16 protein-coding genes and 1 riboswitch are annotated in these 23619 nt (G+C 52.0%); of the genes, 1 reads left to right on the plus strand and 15 read right to left on the minus strand.

Annotated features, from left to right (window positions below):
* Positions 1–40: 40 nt before the first annotated feature.
* From P0X86_RS30725 to P0X86_RS30770, 10 genes are all read right to left on the minus strand, one after another.
* The gene (locus tag P0X86_RS30725; RefSeq protein ID WP_277747241.1) at positions 41–859 is read right to left on the minus strand and encodes a carbohydrate ABC transporter permease; all 819 of its coding nucleotides are present in this window, start codon (positions 857–859) and stop codon (positions 41–43) included.
* 45 nt (positions 860–904) lie between these two features.
* Positions 905–1810 carry a carbohydrate ABC transporter permease gene (locus P0X86_RS30730; RefSeq protein ID WP_009594508.1) on the minus strand — a complete coding sequence of 302 codons (906 nt, stop codon included), beginning with the start codon at positions 1808–1810 and terminating at the stop codon, positions 905–907.
* Positions 1811–1912: 102 nt separating this feature from the next.
* The gene (locus P0X86_RS30735; RefSeq protein WP_009594526.1) at positions 1913–3160 is read right to left on the minus strand and encodes a sugar ABC transporter substrate-binding protein; all 1248 of its coding nucleotides are present in this window, start codon (positions 3158–3160) and stop codon (positions 1913–1915) included.
* 446 nt (positions 3161–3606) lie between these two features.
* On the minus strand, positions 3607–4860 hold the full coding sequence (locus tag P0X86_RS30740; RefSeq protein ID WP_096775834.1) for an MFS transporter: 1254 nt from the start codon (positions 4858–4860) through the stop codon (positions 3607–3609).
* 388 nt (positions 4861–5248) lie between these two features.
* Positions 5249–7066, minus strand: coding sequence for a cache domain-containing sensor histidine kinase (locus P0X86_RS30745; RefSeq protein ID WP_277749105.1), 1818 nt, complete (start codon positions 7064–7066; stop codon positions 5249–5251).
* A gap of 12 nt (positions 7067–7078) precedes the next feature.
* Positions 7079–8656: a response regulator gene (locus P0X86_RS30750; protein ID WP_277747242.1), complete on the minus strand. Its 1578-nt coding sequence runs from the start codon at positions 8654–8656 to the stop codon at positions 7079–7081.
* A gap of 112 nt (positions 8657–8768) precedes the next feature.
* Entirely contained in the window at positions 8769–10466 is a 1698-nt protein-coding gene (locus tag P0X86_RS30755; RefSeq protein WP_096775831.1) for an extracellular solute-binding protein, read from the minus strand.
* Between the two features lie 98 nt (positions 10467–10564).
* Complete coding sequence (locus P0X86_RS30760; protein WP_096775830.1) at positions 10565–11464, minus strand: carbohydrate ABC transporter permease; 900 nt, start codon at positions 11462–11464, stop codon at positions 10565–10567.
* Between the two features lie 10 nt (positions 11465–11474).
* Positions 11475–12452: an ABC transporter permease gene (locus P0X86_RS30765; RefSeq protein ID WP_096775829.1), complete on the minus strand. Its 978-nt coding sequence runs from the start codon at positions 12450–12452 to the stop codon at positions 11475–11477.
* 360 nt (positions 12453–12812) lie between these two features.
* Positions 12813–14882, minus strand: a complete 2070-nt coding sequence (locus P0X86_RS30770) for a molybdopterin-containing oxidoreductase family protein (protein WP_277747243.1) — start codon at positions 14880–14882, stop codon at positions 12813–12815.
* 485 nt (positions 14883–15367) lie between these two features.
* Positions 15368–15563, plus strand: a riboswitch (cyclic di-AMP (ydaO/yuaA leader).
* Positions 15564–15729: 166 nt separating this feature from the next.
* On the opposite strand from P0X86_RS30770, the gene P0X86_RS30775 reads away from it, so the two are divergent.
* Complete coding sequence (locus tag P0X86_RS30775) at positions 15730–17556, plus strand: APC family permease (protein ID WP_277747244.1); 1827 nt, start codon at positions 15730–15732, stop codon at positions 17554–17556.
* Between the two features lie 140 nt (positions 17557–17696).
* Here P0X86_RS30775 and P0X86_RS30780 read toward each other — a convergent pair whose 3' ends face one another.
* The 5 genes from P0X86_RS30780 to P0X86_RS30800 all read right to left on the minus strand — a co-directional run bounded on the left by P0X86_RS30780 (position 17697) and on the right by P0X86_RS30800 (position 23320).
* Positions 17697–18557 carry a formate/nitrite transporter family protein gene (locus P0X86_RS30780; RefSeq protein WP_277747245.1) on the minus strand — a complete coding sequence of 287 codons (861 nt, stop codon included), beginning with the start codon at positions 18555–18557 and terminating at the stop codon, positions 17697–17699.
* A gap of 462 nt (positions 18558–19019) precedes the next feature.
* Positions 19020–20267: an MFS transporter gene (locus tag P0X86_RS30785; RefSeq protein ID WP_015737789.1), complete on the minus strand. Its 1248-nt coding sequence runs from the start codon at positions 20265–20267 to the stop codon at positions 19020–19022.
* Positions 20268–20378: 111 nt separating this feature from the next.
* The gene (locus P0X86_RS30790) at positions 20379–20972 is read right to left on the minus strand and encodes a TetR/AcrR family transcriptional regulator (protein ID WP_277747246.1); all 594 of its coding nucleotides are present in this window, start codon (positions 20970–20972) and stop codon (positions 20379–20381) included.
* Positions 20973–21231: 259 nt separating this feature from the next.
* Complete coding sequence (locus tag P0X86_RS30795; protein WP_277747247.1) at positions 21232–21825, minus strand: DUF4352 domain-containing protein; 594 nt, start codon at positions 21823–21825, stop codon at positions 21232–21234.
* A gap of 133 nt (positions 21826–21958) precedes the next feature.
* Positions 21959–23320, minus strand: coding sequence for an FAD-dependent oxidoreductase (locus P0X86_RS30800; RefSeq protein WP_277747248.1), 1362 nt, complete (start codon positions 23318–23320; stop codon positions 21959–21961).
* Between the last annotated feature and the right edge of the window lie 299 nt (positions 23321–23619).

Consider the following 23619-nt stretch of genomic DNA (forward strand, 5'->3'; position numbering starts at 1 on the left):
TTCCTTTCGCCCCTTCTAATACTTAAAAACTCTATCTATCTTATTTCATGCCAGAGATCGTATATCCTTCAATAATATGTTTTTGGAAGAAAGAAAATACGATGATGATCGGAACAACCATAAATGCAGCGCCTGCCATTTGCAGACCGAAATCGGATCCATGCTGCCCTTTCAGAAGCTGCAAACCTACCGAAAGCGTGTAAAGCTTCTGGTCGTTAGCCATGATGAGAGGCCACAGGAAGCTGTTCCAAGCGCCGATGAAGGCCAAAATTCCCTGCACCGCAAATACCGGCTTCGTGATCGGAACGATCAAACGGAAGAATATCCGCAGCTCTCCCGCGCCATCCAGCCTTGATGCCTCGATCAGATCCGTCGGGATCGTCGACATGAACTGACGGAACAGGAAAATACCGAAAGCGCCGACCAAGCCGGGGAGCACGATACCCGCCATCGTATTGGTCAAGCCCATGGCGTTAATCAGCAGATACACCGGAATCATCGTCACCTGTCCCGGAATCATCATCGTGGCGAGCACGAGATAGAACAATTTTTTGTTGCCCGGAAACTCAAACTTGGCGAATGCATATCCTGCAAGCGCGTTGAGGAACAGACCCACAAATGACCAGAACACAATAATAAGCGTATTTTTGAGGTAGACCATAAAGTCCAGCTTCGTAAATAAATCCACATAATTTTTCATGGTAAATTCTTTGGGCAATAACGTCGGCGGAACCGCCGTAAATTCATTCTCCGGCTTGAACGAGGACGTGATCATCCAGATAAACGGGACCATCATCAGCAGTCCCCCTGCAATGAGCAGCACCGTCATGACCGTCTTTTCTATTCTTTTCGCTGCCATACCCTAAAGCCTCCTTCAGTTACGATACGGAACATCGCTTGCATCTTAATACTCGACATCTTTTTTCTTGACTGCGAATTGCGCGATCGTCACAACAATGATAATGAAGAAGAGCACAAACGATCCTGCGGCCGCATAACCGAAATTACTGAGCTGGAAGCCATTGTTGTATATGAAGAGGGCCATCGACATCGTGGAATTCAGCGGTCCGCCCTTGGTCATCACCAGCGGCTCTTCGAAGAACTGAATCCAGCCGATCAGCGTCGTAATCGTGACAAAGAAGGTCGCAAAGCTCAGCAGCGGAACGGTGATGTACAACAGCTTCTTCCACTTGCTCGCTCCATCAATCTCCGCCGCTTCATAATAGGAACGCGGAATGCCCTGGAGGGCAGCAAGGAATATAATCATGTTAAGACCGATCGATTTCCATACAGCCAGAAGGATCAGCGATAACTTGGCAAGCGTGGGATCATTCAGCCACTGCTGCGCGGGAATACCAAACCAGGATAACATATGGTTAAAGAGGCCATAATGGCTGTTATAGAGGTAACCCCAAACAACCGCGACCGCCACAATATTCGTAATGGAAGGCATGTAATAAACAACGCGGAATGTCTTGAACAGCCATCCCGTGCCATAGTTAAGCAGCAATGCAGCGCCCATGGCAAGCATAACGACAAGCGGAACTCCGATAATAACATAGAACATGGTGTTAAACATGGATTTCAGGAAAACCGGATCTTTAAATACATTCATGAAGTTATCGAAGCCGACAGCTTCAATATTGGAGTAATTGGCGAGACCCGCCAGGTCGATGTTCGTGAAGCTGATGACAAGCGCAATGATGATCGGAATGATTGAGAACGTCAGAAGCAGCACCAGCGCGGGCGCAATAAACATATAAGGGTACTTATAGCGGTTAAAGCGCTTGATAAAGTTCTGCAATGTCATTCACCTCCTGCAAATATGGGTTTCGATGATACGCTATGGAAGCAGTCAGGCTTGTTTCATCATCGTCTGAAGAAACAAGCCGGGCTGCGTTACACGCTTTTGTTATTTGGATAGAATTTCGGTAGCCTTCGCGTTCAACTGATCCATTTCGGTCTTGATGTCCGCACCGCCCACCGTGATTCTTTCAAAGGCACCGATGGCTTCTTGGGAAACCGCATCCCACTCTTTGATGAACGGAACAGGTCTGGCGTTCTCAAGCTGTTTTCCGAATGTAGCGAAGATCGGATCTTCAAAGCGTTTGTCTTCCCATGCGCTCTTAATCGCAGGCAAGTTTTTGGATACATCGTAGTTGGTCAGCTGCGATTCTTGTTCGCTCATGAAGGAGATGAATTTAACGGCTTCATCTGCATTTTTGGTGCTGCTGAATACGGACATGTTAGCTCCGCCAAGGAACGATGCGTTGTTTTCTTTTGCAGGAAGGGTTGTGGTTGCCCATTTACCCTCAATCTCAGGCGCTTTATCCTTCACGCCTTGAATCATCCAAGGACCGCTGATGAACATCGGGAACTGTCCGTCCTTAAATGCGGCAAACAGATCCAAATCGCTCGCAAGCGGCGTCATGCCTGTGTCGTAGAAGCTCTTCAGGTATTCCATGGCTCCCATGAATTCCGGCTCGTTGAAATGAGGCTTGCGGTTCTCGTCGATCATAGCGCTTCCATTCTGCCAAGCAAACATGGACAGGTAGTTCATATCTTTGGCATCGATGGTGATCGCGTAATTGCCATTGCCTCTGGCTGCCAGTTTCTGGCCGGCATCCTTCATCTCATCCCAAGTCTTAGGACCTTCAGGATAGCCTACTTCAGCAAGAATATCGGTACGGTAGAACAATACGCGTGTTTCCACGTACCACGGAATGCCGACAACCTTGTCGTCGTAACTCATCGTTTGAACGGCACCGTCGAAATAATTCTCCGGCTTCAAATTCGGATATTGCTCAAGGTACGGCGTCAAGTCAAGCAAAGCGCCGGCTTGCGCGAATTCAGGGATCCAGGTTGTACCCATCTGCACGACGTCCGGGCCGCTCTTCGAAGCAACCGCCGTCAACAGCTTGTCATGCGCGCTTCCCCAAGGAATGGATTGAACGCTTACCTTCACGCCGGGATTCTTCTCTTCGTATTGCTTAATCAAGGTTTCGTCCGTTTCGTCACCCATCAACCAGACTTTCAGTTCCTTCTTGCCACCGCCTTCGCTGCCTCCGTCTGCTTTCTCAGACCCGCCCGAGCATCCGGCTAATACGACCGAGAACACCAGCAATGCTGCCAACGTCCACAATATTGATTTTTTTCTCATTCTACATTCACCCCGTTTTTAATGTTTACCAGCATGCGAAACGTAATGCAAAACTTAATTTGAAAGCACTTACTTCGAAACGTTTCGATTTTATTCGAAAAAATAAAGACGCCGGATAAAGGTTATTTCTATAATCCTAATGTCTCTTCATTCCCCCTATGGAGCACCTTTCCATGGTTATCCTAAGGATAATCATGCTCTTGTGTAAACAAAATAAGAAGATTGCTTGCTTGATAAATTCAAAAAACGTATTTCGTTTTGAAACGTTTCGACACGTTCATTATAGCTCCCCCTGAGAGCGATTTCAATATCCTTTTTATTTTTTTTGTAAGGCGTTTCTTTGACAAGGGCTGTAAGCTATGAATCGCTGGCAAAAAAGCAGCAGGCTCCGAAGCATGCCTGCTGCTTAATATGGTTCTGTCATGATCCGTCACTTTATTAGTGCGCTAAGCGTTAAGTTGGCGTTCCCTCTTGTCATGACGGTCGTGGCCCAGCCCCCTGTCCCTGCTAAGCCGGGCATGCACCGCAAACGACAGGAATGACAATACGGCAACTCCCGCGGCCAACCACGCCACCGGGGTCAGTCCGCCGCCGTCATACATCGTTCCCATGGCATAAGGCCCGATCACCCGGCCAGCGGCTCCCATGCCGCCGGTCACGCCGATATAGAACGGAGCGGCTTGTCCCGCACGTTCCGAAATAAAAGCCGGGATCGCTGGCGAAATCAGCATTTCGCCCAATGTGGCCAGCACCATCGCAAGGATCATGCCCGGATAGCTGTGCATCGCCACGATGACAACATAAGCCGCCAGATAGAACAAGGCGCTCGCGGTCATCTGACTGCTCTCTGTGCGGGCCGCCCATCGCTTGATGGCATTGGTCAGCGGCTGCGCGGCGAAAATCAAGATCCCGTTCAGCGTCCACAAATAACCGTAAGCCGTCTTGGACATACCCTCCGAGATGATAAACGGAGACACGCCCGTGTTCCAGATGGAATTGCCGAACCATAGGAACAGCGAGCCTAGTCCCATAAAGAGATAGATGCGGGTGTTCCCAAGCAGTGCCCAAGCGCCGGGCCCCGCCGGAAGCGGACTCTTTGGCTGCGGATGATGCGACCCGTCGGACGCGCTCGTTCCGCCCAGCTTCGTCAGGTAAGACAGGAAGAAAATCGCAAAGCCGAAGGACGTGACGCCGTTTAAGACAAAGCTTAAATGATACGATATCTCCGCCAGGAACCCGCTCATGGCCGTTCCCAAGGCTACGCCGATATTATTGGCAACATAGATGACGTTAAACAATTCGCCCCGCCGATCGGCGAACCGGAAGCCGATAAAGGCCTGGATGGCCGGCATCGATACGGCGTTGCAGAATCCGATGAAGCCCATCATCGCGATGAACAAGCCCCATAATCCGTTAATGAACGGAAGGGTGAACAATCCGAGGGCGTTCAGCAGGAGCGAGCCCACGATCAGCTTCTTCACCCCGACCCGGTGATATAACGCGCCGCCAAGGAGCTGACCCGCGATGCCCCCCATGGACTGAATCAAGATGACAAAGCCCGCATCCTGCATGCTGCGTCCCAGCTCGTCGAATACGTACATCGTTGTCAGCGGCCACATCAAGGAGCCGCCTGCGGAGGCAACGAGACTTGCAACAAGAAAACCTTTTACTTCCTTAGGGTACTGCTCCAACCATTTCATGTTTATTATCTCCCAGCAGCCTCGCAGCAGTATATTTACGCATAAAACCTAAAATAGCCCCACAAAATGGAGCCTACGCTCCGATGCTTATTCCAAATACTTTGCGGGGACCCCAAAAAACTTTATAAATTCTAATATATTAAAAAAAAGCCCATGCGGGCTTTTATAAATCCTTCTTAAAGGAAAGAGGCAAAGGCCTTCTATTTTGATACTCCCATAACCTGTATGAATGCACAATGCTTGTCATTTCTTATCGCCCAAATCCTAGTATCGCTTGAGAGATCCATTTTTAGCAAGCACACTCATTGACGCTTTACCTTAACAGCGAACAGGCGCTAAAAAGCGGATCCCCGCTTCACGAGGAACCGCTCTGGTCCGGGGCTCCCGTCTATCCCCCTCTCTTATCCGGGTTAGCATTTCTCGCTCTTGCAGGTATGCGTATTTGAACCGAGGTCCCGATTCCGACTTTGCTGAAAATGGACACGCCGTACTCGCTCCCGTAATGCAGCTTCACCCGCTGGTCAATGTTGCGGATGCCGCAGCCGGTATGGCTGTTATCCCGGGGATCGAATATCTCCTGTATTCGCTCCTGCTTCATGCCTAGACCATCATCTATGATCCGGTACAGAATATCGTCGCCTTCCTTGTGAACCGAAATCCGAATATGAATGCGATCTCCACTCCAAGCATGCTTCAGCACATTCTCAATAAAGGGCTGGAGGATCAGCTTAATGGTCTCGTAAGGCCATATATTCGTATCGATATCAAAAGTGACTTCCATGCGCTGGCCATATTTTACCTTCTGGATGTCCAGATACGCATTGGCCTGCTCAATTTCCACCGCAACCGGAATCAACGTCTTCCCCGAATTTAAGGTGAGGCGATAGAATTGGGCCAGCTCCACCACCATCTTCTGCAGCTTCTCGTTCTCCCCGAACTTGGCCAGCTGGTTGATCGATGACAACGTGTTGTACAGAAAATGTGGGTTGATCTGAGTCTGCAGCATCTCAAGCTCCGCCTCTTTCTTCTGGATCTGGGTCAGATAAACCTTGTTGATCAGCGCTTCAAAATCTTCTCCCATCTCATTCAAGGCATTGGCGATTTGGGAAAACTCTCCCTTCCCCTTATCCGGCATGCGCTTATGCAGATCTCCTTCCCGGAAGGAGTTCAGCACCGATACAATCTTATTGATCCGCTTAGAGAAATAACGCGAAATAATAAAGCCGGCCCCGATTAATAAAGCTACGCACAGCAAGCAGATCGTAATGAAATACGTCCGAACCCGCACGGCTTCCTGCTCAATGATCGTCAGCGGCACACGCGCAATGATTTTCCAGTCCAGCTGCGGAAGACGCTCCTCGATGGTGAGGTATTCCGAATCCGGATTACCGCCAGGGGAGGCGTTTCGGTTCGTCCCGACGATGCTCGCCGTTCCGCCTTTATGCAGCAGCTGGCCCGAAGTAAAGACAACCTCCCCCGCATCATCCATCACAATCAGCTCGCTGCCCGCACCCAGCTTCTTGAAGTTCACGCTGTCGAACAACTCGCTCTTGCGAACGCTGAAGCGCATAATGCCCACTTCGGCGATCGCCAGCGGATTGTTCATATCGACGATTCGGCGAATCAGCGATATTCTGCCATCACGCTCATCCTCTTCCACCTGCTTCCAAAGCATCGTTTCGTTATACTGCTCAGCAGGAATGCCCCGATACCATGCCGCATCCACAATGCGGCTCATATGGTAAATATCCGCCGTCTGCTCGTTGAAGTCGCGGGTGCTGTCGTCACGCCATACTGTGTACCTTTCATTCACGGACTCATTATGAAAATAAACGGACATCCTCAAGTTCAGACCGATCGCCTTCGAGGCGCTTTCCAGCTTGGGAATGATCACCTGATTCATCCGGTTGTAGCCCTCGACGCCTTCTTCAAACGAACGCAGACTCAGCACCAGAGTGCGGTTATCGTACAGCGTCGCCGAGGTCTGGACGATATCGTTCATTTTGTAGGTCACATTGTCCTTAATCTGCAGCAGCGTCCCTTGAATGTTCAAACGGGTCTGCTTGCGCATGGAAGCATCGTACATCGAATGGGAGACGTAAAAGTTCACGGCTACCAGGATGAGGATGAACAAGATATAGGACAGCATGAGTTTTAAACCGATCGGCACGTATCGCGCTCTTGCCTTCTCCCGGACCGATTGCATCATGGGACCTCCTTAATCCTCCCGCTTCCGGAATTCGAGAGGGGTCATACCGTAGCGCTCCTTGAACTGCCTGCTGAAATAGGGGAGATACCGATACCCTACCTGATCGGCCACTTCGTATATTTTCAGGCCTGGCTGCTTCAGCAGCTCTTGGGCTTTCTCCATACGCAGCTGCACCAACAGCTCGTTGAAAGTGCTCCCCGATTTGTCCTTGATCAGAAAGCCGATATGGCTCGGGGAAAAAGAAAAATGCTGGGCGATATCCTTAATGGTGATATTCTCGCTCATTCGTTCGCGGATGGCATGAATCACGTTACGGATGAATTTGCTGTCCTTCGAGTTGTTTTTTTCATACAGCCGTTCGGAAATCTCGAATATCCGCTGCACAAACCAGGAACGGATATCGTTGATGGTATCGAATTGCATCAGGATATCCAAGTGGTGGATCTCCATGCCGAGCAGCTCGAACAGATCCTCGTTCCGGCTGCTGAGATACTGATCCAGGCGCCAAATGATGTAGTTGGACATATTGTGAACCGAGAAGCGGGAACGCAGATTCGTAATGGAGCCGAACAGCCCCTCTACTTCGTCGCAGATGCGGACAAGCTCATAGCCTTCCATCGCGGCAAGCAGCTTGTTCATGTGCGCATCCAGCATTCTGGAATCCAGCATGCCCGGCTCGGCGCGCACATCCTCGTATTTGATCAGGCTGCCCTTGCCGAGGAACATCTTCCCTTCTACGGCTTCGATCGCCTGCCGATACGATGGCTGAAGCTCCTCCATCGCATATGCCAGCCCGCTGATGCCTGTTGTAATGGAGGCCGGGGTCAGCTGCTGGATGGCGCCATATACCTTATGTACGGTCGGCTCGACGGCCTCGTCCTCCAGCAGCAGCGCCACCCGCTGGGAGGACAGCTTGCAGTAAGGGACGATGCCTTGCCTCGCGATCACATCGTGAATCTGCTGCAGAAATATGCACGAGACTTCCCGCTGCGAGGTAAAGCTCCCTCCCTGCCTCCACAGTAAATTATCCAATTCCATCACCACAACGCGAATGGGCCAGTTCATGCGGTCCAGCCCGCAGGAAACCGTCAGCTTGGATAACGATTCGCTGTCCTCCGTCTCTTCCTCCCGGAGCAGACGGATGAGCAGATCGCTCTTCACGATCGGAATCATTCGCTGGTAAGCCATCTCCACCTCGCGCTGCTTGGTCTCATCGTCCAAATCCCGCTTTACCTTGAGCAGGGAGGTGACCAATTCGCTGTCGTTCATCGGCTTTAGGACATAGCTGTAGGCTTTCAAGGACATAGCCTGCTGAACGTAGCTGAATTCCTGATACCCGCTCACAAATATAATGCGTATGCTGGGCCTGCGCTCGAGTGCAATGCGCGCCAGCTCCAGTCCCGACATATAGGGCATGTTCACGTCGCTGACCAATATATCGATGGGCTCTTCCTCCATGATTTCGCAGGCAGCCAGCGCATTGTTTACGCTCCCCCTCACTTCCATGCCCAGATCAGACCAGGGAATAAAGCGTTTCATGCCCTCCAGATCAAGCTCTTCGTCATCCACTAACAGGACCTTATACATAGCCATCCCTCCATCCGTTTGCCGATGATCACAAAAGCAGAGAGATCCCAAAGGATCTCCTGGAAATCCCTTGGGATAGATATACTCGGTTTTCTTTGTAAACACCGATAGGTTATTCCTGATTCATCTTCTTCAGGTTCTCCTGCCACCTTGCCGTCCGCCATTCCAGCAGCTTGCCGTAACCGAGCGCCATGAGATCCTCATTGCCCTGATCGAGAATTCTATCCACATCCTCATCGCTCTTCGCCATGACCGAATTGGCATAAATCTCGAGGAACAACTCATCCACCGAGGTCTGGATGATGCCTTCCTCGGACTCCGGCGGCGGATTCAGGTTCACGAACTCCGTCACGTTATATTGGGTCGGCCAAGTGATCGTCTGCTGATACTTCGTTCTCCAGTCCTGCTCTTCAAACGGCAGCTCGGCCATGTATTTGTATTTCGCCGGGTCGATGTAACTGGTATTGCCGACAAACATGATCGGTTCGTTCTTCGTCTGAATATCGGCGACCTCTGCCGGGTCGTAGTCCGCCGTAAAGTTCGGTTTCCCTTCTTCATCGAAGCCCTCCCAGTTGTCGCCCTCGGGGCCGAAGAACTGAAGGTTCATACCCTCTGGACCGGTATACCAATCCAGGAAGGCAAAGATGGCTTCCGGATCCTTGGCAGCCGTCGTAATGTAAGCGGCATTCCAGCCAAAGCTGGTATAGGTGCCCGGATAAATCTTGTTCTTATCCAGACCCGGCTTGTGGATCGGCCAGATCATGAAATATCCGCCGTCCGGATCCTCCTTGATGAGCTCAGGCTGCGCATCTCCCGCCATCGTGGTCGGACTGGAGCCGGCAAATACGGCGACCCGGCCGGTCATCACCTTCTCCAGCACCTGATCCTCCGTCTGGGTAAAGGCATCCTGGGAAATTAGCTTCTCGCGGTACAGCTTGGCGATGTACTTCTGTGCCTCGCGAAACACCGGGTCGGTGAACACCGAGGTGAGCTTGCCGTCCTTCGGCACGGCGCGCATGGAGCTGTTCAGATAGGTATACAGCGCGCCTTCGCCGAATGCCGTGTAGAGCACGCCCAATCCCTGCATATCTTTTGCACGATGAGGTTCAAACGGAATCACGCTGTTGCCGTACTTTTCCTTCACTTTGACCAGGTAGTTATAGAGATCGTCCGTCGTTTCCAGCGGGGGAGCGCCCAATTCGTCGTATATTTTCTTGTTGACAACATATCCCGCATTGCCCGCCGGCCTTGACGTGTACCAGTTCGGGAACATATACAGCTTGCCGTCGTCATGGCGGAGCATGTTTAAATTGTCGCCCATCCACGTCTTCAAGTTCGGGTACTTATCAAGATAGTCGTCAAAAGCGACCAGCTTTCCCGCCTCGCGGAGCCTCTCCAGATCCGGGTGATTGCGATCCGTCCAGATCATGTCGGGGAGCTGATCGGAGGCCATCAGGGCGCTCAGCTTCTGCGTATGGGCACCGGCCGCCGCGATCATGCTGATCTTAACGCCCTTGTTCTCGCTGAGCCATTTGCCCGCCGGCGTACTCTCCCATGCAGGGAAATTCGTGTTTTCATAGTGGGCATAGGCCGTGAATTCAAGCGGCTTCTCCCCCAGCACCCATGTTCCGTCAGGATTTCCCGGCTGCTCTGCCTTCGGTGTTCCCCCGTTATCGGTTTGGGCCGTCTTCGGCGTCGTCTCAGGTGATGTGCCGCTTGTGCCGGACTTGCCGCTGCAGCCCGTGAGCGCAGCGGTCAGCAGCAGCATGGCCGATAACGTCAGCAGCATGGGTCTTGACTTTTTTTTCATAAACCTAACCCCTCTCCATTTAACTTCTACTGCACTTTAAGCCGTCAACCTGTTCCTTATATGTCCAAAGCGGAACTTCCGCCCTAAACCAAAACCGATTATTCCTTAAGGGAACCGACCAGCACCCCTTTGACAAAATACTTCTGCAGGAAGGGATACACCATGATAATGGGCATCGTAACCACGATCATGATCGCCATCTGCAACGATTTGGACGTGATCTGTTTCGTCTTCTCCATCAGGGCGATGGAGCTGGTATCCAGCAGCGCGGTCTGCTCGCTCACGATATTGGCATTCAGCGTCTCCCGCAGGATCGTCTGGATGGGCATCAGGTTGCCGTTCGTGATATAGATGCTCGGCAGGAACCAGTCGTTCCAATGCGCCACCGCCGTCAGCAAAGCCAGCGTAGCGATGACCGGACCCGAAAGCGGGAGAATGATCCGAAAGAAGATGCCCCAGGTGCTGCAGCCGTCAATATGAGCGGACTCCTCTAGCCCGTTCGGAAGCCCCTTGAAGAACGTCCGGAAGATGATCATGTTCCATACGCTGATCAGCGAAGGAATGATAAAGACCAGGAAGGAATCCATCAAACCGAGCGAGCGGATCAGCAGATAGGTTGGGATCAGGCCTCCGCCGAAATACATCGTGAAGACAAAGAACACCATGTAAAATCCCCTGCCGATCAAGTAAGTACGCGTCATGCCGTAGGCTAGAAGGGCTGTCATGAAGATGGAGGCCACCGTACCGATGACTGCCCGGCTGATCGATACGGCGAATCCGTTCAGCAGCCGGCTGTCGCCCAAAATAATTTCGTAATTTTGCAGGGTAAACTCCCGGGGCCAGAAAGTAATGCCGCCCTTGGCGGTATCGACGCCCACATTGAACGATACAACGATGGCATTCCAGAACGGGTAGAATGCCGAGAAAGCAAGCAAGGATAACAGACTATAAATGATGACCAGCATCAATCGGTCGCTAAAGCTGAGTCTTCTTAACATACAGAGCCCCCTACCATAAACTATTGCCGGACCTTCGGGCGATGTAATTGGCGATGGTGAGCAGCCCGATGCTGATAATGGCTTTGAACAATCCGATGGCCACGCCGTAGGAATAACGGTGACTGCCGATCCCTACCCGGTATACGTAAGTGTCGATAACGTCCGATACCGGCCGCAGAACGGGATTGGTCGCCAGCAGCAATATATCTTCGAAGCCGGCATTGAGCAGGTTGCCGATGGCCAGAATCATAAAGATGACCACGACCGGCATGATGGAAGGCAGGGTAATAAGAAAAATTTGCTTGAACTTACTCGCCCCATCCATATCCGCAGCTTCATACAGATGCGGATCTACACTTGCGATGGCGGCCAAATACACGATGGAGCCGAATCCGATCTCCTTCCAAACGTTGGCCGAGATGAGAATCGACAGGAAATACTCCTTGAGGGACAGGAAGTTGATAGGCTCCTGGATCGTGCCGATTTTTTGAAGGAGCATGTTGACGCTTCCGTTCTCCGTTGCCAGCAGGGCCGTCGTAAGACCCGCTACGATAACCCAGCTCATAAAATGCGGGAGGTAGGTAATCGTCTGAACGACCCGCTTGAAGAACATGTGACGGACTTCGTTCAGCATTAGGGCGAGAATGATCGGAGCCGGAAAGCCTATAAAAAATTTCAATAAGCTGATCACGATCGTGTTGCGGATCAAGCGTTCGAATTCCGGCGCGGCAAAAAAAGCCTCAAAGTGCTTCAATCCGACCCAGGGATTCTCCCAAATTCGCGAGCCCGTAAACAGGTTGTAATCCATAAAACCCGTCAGCACCCCATACATGGGCAGATAAGAAAAGATCAGGACGAGGATGATGCCCGGAATGACCATCAGCTGGACATCCCATTGCTTCATCAAGCGCCACAGCAAGCTCCGGCTGTAAACCCGACCCTTCGGAGACAACCCTTCAGGCTGCGGTTTCGATGCGGTTGGGGACATATTCTTCCTCCCGTCTATCTAAATTCATTCGTGCTTTTAGCATTTGCCCCGTTCATGTGAATTGGTGGGCCGATTACCGCTATGCAGCGGGCTTAAGGACATTCTACCTTTGACAATTGTGTGAAACTATATAACAAACCCGCGATTTTTGATACTTCGGACGGATTCTGGCTCTTGACAGTTCCGCAAAAAGTATAAGAAATGCCGTCAATGAAAAAAGACCTGTAAGATCAGTAGGATCTTACAGGTCTTTTTGTTTCACGTTTCACGTTTGCAGTATGCAAAAAGAAGCCCTGTGAAGGGGCCTCTTCTGCTTTATCTGTCCTTTGGCCATCCATCTGCAAGGGTGGGTCTATCGCTTTACTGCTTCCGCCTGACCTCGACCACCGTCGAGAAGAAGGTAGCCCCACCCCCCAAGTCGGACAGCCTGTCCGGCGTAAGGGCATTGGCGCGCTGCTTGCGGCCCTCGCCTTCCCACCACAGGCCTTGGCTGACTATGGTGCCCGGCAGCATTTTATCCGTCACCTTCGCCCGGACCTCATAGGTTCCGCGGTCATTATATACGATGACCATCTCGCCGTCCTGAAGCCCGCGTTCCTCCGCATCCGCCGGGTGAATCTGCAGGGCCGGCTCCTTCTCCAGCTTCTGATGCTTCTCCACGTTCGCAAAGGTCGAGTTCAGGAAGTTATGGTTCGGCGGCGAAATGAACATGAGCGGGTATTGATGACCGCGGCCGCGCCTTACCCCGTCATATCCTTCCTTCAGCGGCACGTAGGTCGGAAGGGGCGGCAGACCTGCTTCCTCCAGCTGCGCAGAGTATAACTCGATGCGTCCCGAAGGTGTCGGCAAACGATCCAGATACGTGTCAAGCGGCGTCATATCGAGCTTCACATGGCGCTGTTCCCTCAGCTTGTCCAGCGTGACGCCGTTTAGATAAGGGTTATCCGGGAAGTCGAGCGCTCTTGCGATCATCTCTTCCTCGGTCTCATGAAAAGCCGGTTCCTGGAATCCCATAGCCCGTCCCAGCATGGAGAACAGCTCTACGTTGCCCTTGCTCTCCCCAAGTGCCGGAATGACCGGCTCCTGCAGCTGAACGTACTGATGCCAGTAGGAAGCGTACAGGTCCGTATTCTCGAACGAGGAGGTTGCCGGGAGCACGATATCGGCATACTTGGCCGTGTCCGTCATAAACAGGTCATGCACAACCGTAAACAGATCTTCCCGTGCAAACCCTTCCCTGACCCGCTCGGTATCGGGAGCCACAACCAGCGGATTGCTGCAATAAACGAAGAGCGACTTAATCGGCTGTTCGGTCATGGCAAGCGCTTCGCCGATCCGGTTCATGTTAATGGTGCGCGCTTCGGGATTCGGCCGGAGATCGGGACGCTCAAGCGCGTCGCTATCCATGCTGTTGTAACCGCCGTTCGACTTCGCGGCCCCTCCGCCCCATTGTCCGGTCAAAGCGGGAAGCGCGGCAATGCTGCGCACCGTCAAGCCGCCGTTGTCGTGATGCTGAAGACCGTTGCCGATATGGATGTAGGAGGTATCGGCCCGGCCGTAGAGCTCGGCCAATTTCTCGATATCCTCGATCGAGATGCCGGTAATGGAAGAAACGTGCTCCGGCGTGTATTCTTTGACGTGCTCGCGCAAGGCTTCATGACCAATCGTATACTTGCGGAGGAATTCCTCATTTACCATGCCGTCACGGAACATGATGTGCATGAGGCCGACGGCCAGCGCCGCATCCGTGCCTGGATACAGCGGAATGAACCAGTCCGCCCATTGCCCCGTCTGGTTCTTGTGGACATCGATCACAACGACCTTAGCACCGGCTTTGCGCGCTTTCTCTGCAATCACCATCTGGTGCATATTGGTGCTGACGATGCTGCCGCCCCAGACGAGGATGACGTCGGCTCGTACGGTGTCCTCCGGAACGGTTCCCCCATTAAACCCCATCACGGATTTCCAGCCCTCATTGCCCGCGGAATTGCAGATCGACTGCTTCAGGCGGCTGGCACCCAGCCTGTTGAAGAATCTGCGGTCCATGCCGTCGACGCTCAATATCCCCATATTACCGTAGAAGCTGTAGGGCAGGATGCTCTCGGAGCCGTATTCCTCGATCAAGCCCTTATAGCGTCCGGCTATCTCCTGAATGGCTTCGTCCCAGCTGATCCGCTCGAAGGCGCCCTCTCCCTTGGGACCTACTCTTCGCAGCGGATAGAGCACGCGTTCCGGATGGTACACCCGGTGTGCCATATTACGGACTTTATTGCAGATGGCTCCCTGCGTAATCGGATGCTCCGGGTTACCGGTCACCTTGACGATTTTTCCGTTCTCTTTATGCAGCAGCAGGCCGCATGTATCGGGACAATCCAACGGACATACCGCCGGAAATACGCCGTTTTCCTGATGAATCATCGCTTGAGTCATTTCGTGCTTCCCCCTTTTGCTCGGCTGCATCATATCCCTTTATCTTAAAAGAAAATCGGGGTTCCAGTAAAGTCATACATTTTTTTCTAATCAGGTGATTCACTTTTCTTCCCCCCGGGTATATTCCTATCAAGAGCAAAGAAGAGGAACCCAGACCCTTTCTCTTCCTTGCCGAATCATGGACCACTCCCAAAAAAATTCGCCATGCCAGTGTCTCCTCCCCCGAGACCGGCATGGCGAATTTGTTTATATGGCATCCTCCCAGTGACCGATGTTCCCCGCGAATAACCTTCCATATTATAGAAACTCGTGATTTTCGCAGAAAACATGCAAAATAAAAAGCCTGTCAAAGCCACGTCTTTATGTAAGCGCTTATCTGTCATTTTTTATAAATAATTCTGTTCGAATGATCGTTGGAGGATGTTTTACAAACGATTGGAGCAGGCGTAATATACTATTCAGCTTCGAAAACATTCTTCATATTCACATGACATTCGCTTAATTTCCTTGATGGAAAGCGGGGGAACCAACCGTATGGAGGGATACCTATAGGATCCTTCAACCATACTAAGGGGTGAATCCTGATTCCATCGCGTACGTACGCCGCGATGGAATCAGGTAGGGCGACTCTCACCGCCCGAATCCGACAGCTAACCTCGTCAGCGTTGATCGGGAGGGTTGTGAACTTGTGATCAAACACAGGGTTCTAACCTGTGTTTTTTGTTTGCCAAAAATCAGCATAGGAAGGGTGACCGTTCCTATGTCCAGCATATAAAAAACACCGATAGAAGTCCGTTCAGGGAGCTTCTACCATGAACTTAATCTTAAGCGGCGGTGAAAAACAACCATGTTATCCTCAATCAAGCGCTTCCTCATCGGAAGACCGCTTAAATCGACGGAATTAGGCGAACAAAAGCTGAATAAAACCAAGGCGCTGGCCATCCTGTCATCCGATGCGCTATCGTCCGTGGCCTATGGCCCGGAACAAATCCTCATTGTGTTGATGACCGTCGGGGCAGCTGCCTATTGGTATTCCATACCGATTGCCGTCGGCGTCCTGGTCTTGTTGCTGGCACTTATCCTGTCGTACAGACAAATTATTTTCTCCTATCCGCACGGCGGCGGCGCATATGTCGTGTCCAAACGGAATTTGGGCATGTACCCGGGGCTGGTTGCCGGCGGTTCCTTGCTCGTGGACTATATCCTGACGGTTGCGGTCAGCGTGTCGGCCGGGACGGATGCGATCACGTCGGCTTTTCCGGAATTGCATGCCTATAATCTGCCGATTTCCATCGTGTTCGTTCTATGCTTGACCGTATTGAATTTAAGAGGGGTTACGGAGTCGGCCTCCATACTGGCTTATCCGGTTTACCTGTTCGTGCTTGCGTTATTCATCCTGATCGGGGTAGGGATATTCAACATTGCCACAGGCCATGCGTCTCCGGAGCTTCATACGCCGATCGGCACGCCCGTAGCCGGGCTGAGCTTGTTTCTGCTCCTGCGCGCATTTGCCTCGGGCAGCTCCGCCCTGACCGGCGTGGAGGCGATTTCCAATGCCATTCCGAATTTCAAAGACCCGGCCCCGAATAACGCGGCCAAAACTCTGGTGGCGATGGGATCGCTGCTGGCCCTGTTATTTTCGGGCATCGTTTTCCTGGCTTATTACTATGGGGTCAGTCCCAGCGAACAAGTCACAGTCGTTTCCCAAATTGCCGAGCATACCTTCGGGCGAAATGCGCTTTATTACTTCATACAAGGGACAACGGCCTTAATTCTGATCCTTGCCGCCAACACGGCGTATTCCGCTTTTCCCCTGCTTGCCGTCAATCTGGCGAAGGATAAGTTCATTCCTAGAATGTTCACCGTCCGCGGCGACCGTCTGGGATACTCGAACGGAATCATTATTCTTGGATTTTTCTCCATTCTGCTGCTGCTGGCTTTTGAAGGCAAAACCGAGCATCTGATTCCGCTCTATGCCGTCGGCGTGTTTATCCCGTTTACCCTCTCCCAGACGGGGATGATGGTGAAATGGATTCGCGAAAAGCCCGAAGGCTGGATCGTCAAGCTGATCATTAACACCACCGGCGCATGCATCAGCTTTATCGTGACCATGATCTTCTTCTTTACGAAATTCGCCCAGGTGTGGACCGTGCTGATATTCCTGCCGCTGATCATCTGGATTTTCACCCGGATCCGCAAGCATTACGAGGCGGTAGCGGACCAGCTCCGGATTACGACCTGCGAGCCGGTTAAGCCGATTGAGGGGAATGTCATCATCCTGCCTGTGGCAGGAATCACGCATGTGGTGGAGAACTCGCTGAATTACGCCAAATCGCTGGGAGCGGGCCAAATCATCGCGGTGTACGTGCCGTTCGAGCGGGAGGAGGAAGTCGCCTTCCAGGAAAAATGGAAAAAGTGGCAGCCGGACATCCGGCTGGTAACGCTGCACTCGCCTTATCGGAGCATCATTCAGCAGCTGACGAAATTCATCGATACCGTGCAGCGCAAGGCGAGCGAATCCGACTATCAGGTTACCGTCGTCATTCCGCAGTTCATCCCCAAGAAGGGCTGGCATAATTTCCTGCACAATCAATCCAGCCTGCTCATCCGGGCACATCTCCTGTATCGGAGAGACGTGATCATCACGACGGTTCCCTACCATTTAAAAAAATAGCGGGCTTGTTCCCTGCTTGATTCATTACTGGGAACAGCCTCGCGTATCACGACAAAAAGCTGCGTTCAACCATCCTTGATGAAAGGCAGCGGTTGATCGCAGCTTTTTCTTTAAGCCAGACGCTCGCCAGGCTTCCGGCATTAGGAAACATTCTGCGCCGAATGAACCTGTTGGGGAGCGCCGGCCGATGGCACAGGCGTCTGCTCGCCGCGCGGAGCGGCTGCGGCCTGTTTCTCCTGCTTTAAATAAACGGTTCCGTATGTCGCTCCCACAAATAACGCGCCGCCAACGAAATTGCCCAGCCATACCGGAATGAAGTTCATCAGATACTCGCCCCAGCTGTAATAGCCTTCAAAAATCGCGGCCGGGATGAGAAACATGTTGGCCACCACGTGCTGAAACCCGATGGCGACAAACGCCATGGTCGGAAACCAGATCCCGAGAATTTTGCCGCTCATCTGATCCGATCCGTAGGACAGCCATACGGCGAGGGCTACGAGCCAGTTGCACCCGATGCCCGACAGGAAGGCTTGCAGGAAGCTGTCGTCCAGCTTATGCCCGGCCATATCCACCAGTTTCTCCAGGTAAACGCCGCTGCCTGTCAGACCGGTCACATGGCCGAAGAAGTAAGCGACGAATAACGCTCCCAACATATTGCTGACCGTGACAAGCGCTAAATTCCGCATCATCTCCTTCGTGGAAATTCTCCTCTTGAATCTGGCCAAGGACACGGCCATCATGTTGCCCGTCAGCAGCTCCCCGCCTGCAAGCAGGACAAGAATCAGGCCGACGGGGAATACCGCCGCGCCTATAAAACCGGCAATCCCTCCCCATTCCGGAGACGCTCCGGCAATCACGCGTATGTCAAGCAAAAAGCCGAGCGCAATAAATGCCCCCGCAAGGAATCCTAATATCATCACGTTTATGGCGGAGTTATGCGCTTTTTTCACCCCGTTCTCCAAGGTAATCTCCGCAATGCGCTCAGGTTTATGGTAAGCCATGGTCACTCCCTCATTTCTTCCGCATCCGCTTTGTCTACCTATCCGAATGCAGCTCATGATATTCGTGTTATCGTTACCAACATTGTAACGCAGCTTCTTTGGCAAGAACGTGAATTATATCACGATCGTGTCCGTCAGGGACGGACAGATGCAGATGTGATGTTCCGTATGCCTTGATCTGCTGACCACGCTGCAGCGAATAACATGGATCGGATTCGGTGTGGCCATTTAAGCGATATATGGATATAGGCACAGCACCCTGTCCATGGGTGGAGCTTCGGATCAGCTTTAGCGGGGTGACTGCCTTTCACTTCCTTCGAGGAATCGCATATGCCGAAAAAGCGGTGCCCGGGTTTCTCCCCGGCACCGCTCTTTTGGATTGTCTTTATCAGTACGAAGCCCGTTCGTGTTGGATACCATTCTGCCAGATTCGGTTTAAATGTATAGATTTTCACTCACCCGCTAGGCTTTGGCCGCAGTCTCTACCCTGACAGGCGCCTCCGTTTCCTGCACCGGCACCTTGGCGATCGGCAGCTTCATGCTGATGAATGACGACAGCAGGAAGAGCGCGCCTGCCGTAAAATACACTACGACAATGGAGGTTACCGACATATACCAGCCCGTCAGCCCGGAGCCGATGAGCAGCATGCCGGTAAATATCGGCGTCATCACGCCGTTCAGCCGGCCAATGAATTTCTCTTCCACCTGCTGCATCATCACCGCCATCAGGACCGTCTGGGCCATGGCCATCAGCACCCCGGTGACGAAGCGCATCGAGCCGGTCAGGATCGGCCACTGGGACAGCACCTCGACAAAGGTCGAGAGTCCAAGGAAGGCCAGCCCCGCGAACAGCAAGTAGGAACCTTTCACTTTGCCTGCAATCACCGCTGCGATCACACCGCCGATCAACATGCCCAAGCCCTCAAGCGCGGTGAACCACTGGACGCTGGACATCTCCAGCTGAAGACGCTCGGTGATGACGAAGATGTCGAGCGGCTGTACGAGTCCGCTGCCCAGCGCCAATAAAACGTAGACCACCAGCAGCACCTTCAACAGCCGGCTGGAACCGATGTAGGCGAAGCCTGCCTTCATGTCCTTCACGAACGAACCGGCTGATTCCGAGTCCTTGGAAGGTTCGTCCACGGTGGAAGGCAGAAAGGCCAACACGATCGCCGAAGCGCCGAACAGAATCAGCAAGCTGATTAAAGAGGCCTGCAATCCAAATGCTTGATAAATCGTCGTGCCTACCATAGGTCCCAAAATGATAAACAGCGACATCGAGGTCTGGGATAACGCCGTGGCCGCGGGCACATGCTCATCCGGCAAACACCGCTTGATGATCTTCATGGACGATGGCTGCGAGAATTGCGATACGACGGCCGAGACCAGCGTCACCGCAAACACGGCCTGCCAATATCCCGCATACACAACAAACAAAATAAGCAGAATGGATATGAAGCTTAAAATATCCCCCCATATCATCGTTCGCTTGGGACGCCAACGGTCAGCCAGTACGCCGCCAACCATGGAAATCACGAAGATCGGCGCGTATTCAATCACGGTCAGCAGCGATACGGCGACCGGGTCATGGTTGCTCTGCTCCATAATAAAGAACAACAGCGCCATATTGCGGATCCAGATCCCGATATTTTGCATAAAATCAGATACCATCAACAGCACGAACGCGCGGTTGCCAAACAAATGCTTCATACTCCATCCCCCTGTTAAAACCGACTATTCGGTTTATTTATATTTGCGAAAACGCCCTTTCCTGTTAGCTAAGAAAAGCGTTTTCGATAAATCCTCCTACCGCACCGTACGCTATGAACTTTCACCCGATAACACACCGTTCAAAAAGTACATCACGCTCTTGCGGTACAGCTGCCTTAATTCCTCCTGGGACCGTTCGAAGTACGAAACCGACAACCCGTCCAGCAGCGATCCGAAAATAACGGCTATTTCGTCGATATCCTCTGCCGCTATGCGTCCCTCGTCCGCTCCCTCTGCCAGAATTTCGCGGTAGAGCATACGCGGACCTTGCAGAATCGCCAGCATTTCGCCCACAATCGTCTTATTTTCCGGCTGGTTGATATAGAATTCCTCCGCGATTTTGGTGAGCGGATTCTGGAAGTCGTCAACCATGTGATCGGCGATCCCGTACAGCTTCTCCTCAAAGCTGGCGTAACCGGCCTTTTTGTCGTCCCAGGCTTCCATCCATTCCCGATTCTGCTTTGTCAGCAGCTTGACGAACAAATCTTCCTTGCTCTCGAAGTGATAATAGATGCTTCCCTTGCTGGCCCCCGTATACTTGACCAGTTCATCCATTGACGTTGCCGCATATCCGCGCTGGATGAACAGCTCCTTGGCTTTATCCAGAATCAAATCCCGCTTTCGCTGCGCTTTTTCTGATGACATCGGTGTTAGCACTCCTTGCGTTGGATTCAACAGTCCGCATCAACCAGCGGAAATCCGTGATCCGTAATAAAAAATGTATTCTGTCATGAATGAAACTTCATCCTTCTTTAAAAAACCGACTGTACGGTTTAATCATACTGAAAACCTCCTCCCATGTAAAGGACGCTCATCCGAATGCAACGAAAAAAGGACTTTGCCGAAGCAAAATCCTTGTCCATCTCGCTCATTCCAAAATAACAACATGCGATGTATTGCTGCATTATTCCACTGCCCAAATGGCTCTTCCTTCTTTCATCGGATCGCCGTAACTCAGCTGCAGCCCCTGAACGTCCTGCTTCACCTCGTACGGAATCTCGCCCGTCAGCTCGCCGCCCGGAGGAATGGTTCCGTCCAGCATCTTCACGTCATCCGTAATAGGAACCGTATAGTTAAGATCGCTTGAATCCGTCATGGAAAAAGACAGTGCCGAAGAGATGACCAACGGCTCCTGACCGTTGTTCTTCACGGTAATGTCGACCACCTTAAACGTATGGCCGGGCTGGGGCTTCAAGTACTCGTCGCCTTCGGAGTCGCGTACGCCGTTCAGCGTGATGACCGCGCCGTGGTAATCGACCGTATCGCCTACAGCGGCAGGCTCGTCGATCGGTTTCGTCTCTCCATCGGCAGGTTGACCCTCCCCTTGGGATGGTTCTGCCGGCGGTTCCTCTTCAGCCGCCCCCGTCTGATCCGTTCCCTCGCTATCCACGACAGCCGGCGGGGTTTCTGCCGACGGGTCCGCCTGATTGCTGGAACAAGCAGCCGTCAGCAGCATGGAGAACAACACAGCCGAGACCAGCATTATTTTTTTATTCATACTTTATCCTACCTCCTGAAAGTCGATATCGATATGTCCGGATATTTTCCAATTCGCTGTCAAAATCCATATTCCTTCTAAAACAAGAAAAAGACCCCCGAATCAGGGGGTCTTCGTTATTGCCTAGAATGAATTAAGCGTGTACCGGCGCTTTGGTCTCCACCGCCGGCAGAGCCTGCAGGCCGGCCGTGTTAAGGAAATTCCACGGCTTGTTGTAATGCGGCTGGAAGAAGAAATCGATGAAGGCCAGCTGGTCGATCGTCATGCGGTTCTGGATGCACACCGACAGGGTGTTGATGGACTGCGTCATGTCCGCCTTGGAGATCACCTGTGCACCGAGCATCCGGCGGCTTTCCTGTTCATACACCACCTTCAGCGTAACTTCCTCGAAGGTAGGCATGAACTCCGGACGGTAATGGTCCGTAATGGTGACCGTATCCACCTTCAAACCTTCATCCTTGGCCGCTCCCTCGGTTAATCCTGTCGAGGCAATGTTGTGTTCGTATATTTTCAATCCGGACGTACCCTGGGTTCCCATATAAGTCGTTGTGGGCTGCACCAAATTCCGTGCAACGAGCGTACCCATCCGGACAGCGTTGGTCGCCAGCGGAATGTACATCATTTTACCCGTCGGGTTATAGAGCACCGAGCAGCAATCGCCCGCTGCATAGACATCCTGCTTGCTGCTTTGCATATATTGGTCCACGACGATGGCGCCGTTCTTCAGCATATCGACCTGCCCCTTCAGCAGCTCCGTATTCGGTCGGAAGCCGATGCAGAGAATGACCAGATCCGTGTCGATCTCCCCTTTGTCGGTGATGACCTTATTCACCTTGCCATCCTGGCCTTGGAAGGACGTCACGGTCTGCCCCATGGCCATCTCGATTCCTTTTTCACGGAACGATTCCTCGATCTGGCCGCTGAACTCAGGATCCAGGTATTTGTTCAGAATCCGATCGGCACTGTCGATCAAAGTTACCTGCTTGCCGTTCTGTTGGAAGGCCTCCACCAGCTCCACGCCGATGTAACCGGCGCCGACAACGGTAATATGTTTGGCTCCTTGCGCTTTATCAATGATCGCGTTGGAATGATCGTAGTTTTTGCAGAGCAAAATATTATTCAAATCGATGCCTTCAAGCTTCGGTACGATCGGCCAGGATCCGGTGGTAACAATCAATTTGTCATAGGTATCTTCAAACGTATCTTCCGTGGCCAGGTTGCGGACCTTCAAGGTTTTCCGGTCCGTATCCACCGAGATGATCTCATGCTTCATCTTGGTTTCGACACCAAGCTCGTCGAGTTTCTGCGGCGAAGAATAGAATAGCCAGTCCGGATCCTTCACAACGCCCCCGACGTAAAGCGCAATGCCGCACGACAAGAATGAGATGTTATCATTGCGTTCGTAAACGGTAATCTGTGCATCGGGATAAAGTTTGGCGGTATTCACGATGGCGGACGTTCCTGCATGGGTACAACCGATAACTGCAACTTTCATGGTTTTTCCTCCTCCAAGTATGAAGCTTTACATTGGTTTAAGATGAGCATTTTTGCCTGGATTCATGCTTGGTAACGCTTGTTGAGCATGAATGGGTGACTGGTAATACTAATTGTGAATAATTTCACTTCATGACCTTATTATAATGTGATTTATTTCACAGTTCAATAGGCGAATTGCGTTATTCACATATTGTTCATAATTTCACATAGTGGGAATGATGAATGATCTTGACTCCAAGATTAACGTCTTGATGCCACCGAATAAGGCGAAATCGAGAATACGGGTACGGGATCCGG

Origin of the sequence: Paenibacillus sp. BR1-192, from assembly GCF_029542445.1 — a bacterium.
Lineage (GTDB): Bacteria > Bacillota > Bacilli > Paenibacillales > Paenibacillaceae > Paenibacillus_AQ > Paenibacillus_AQ lautus_A.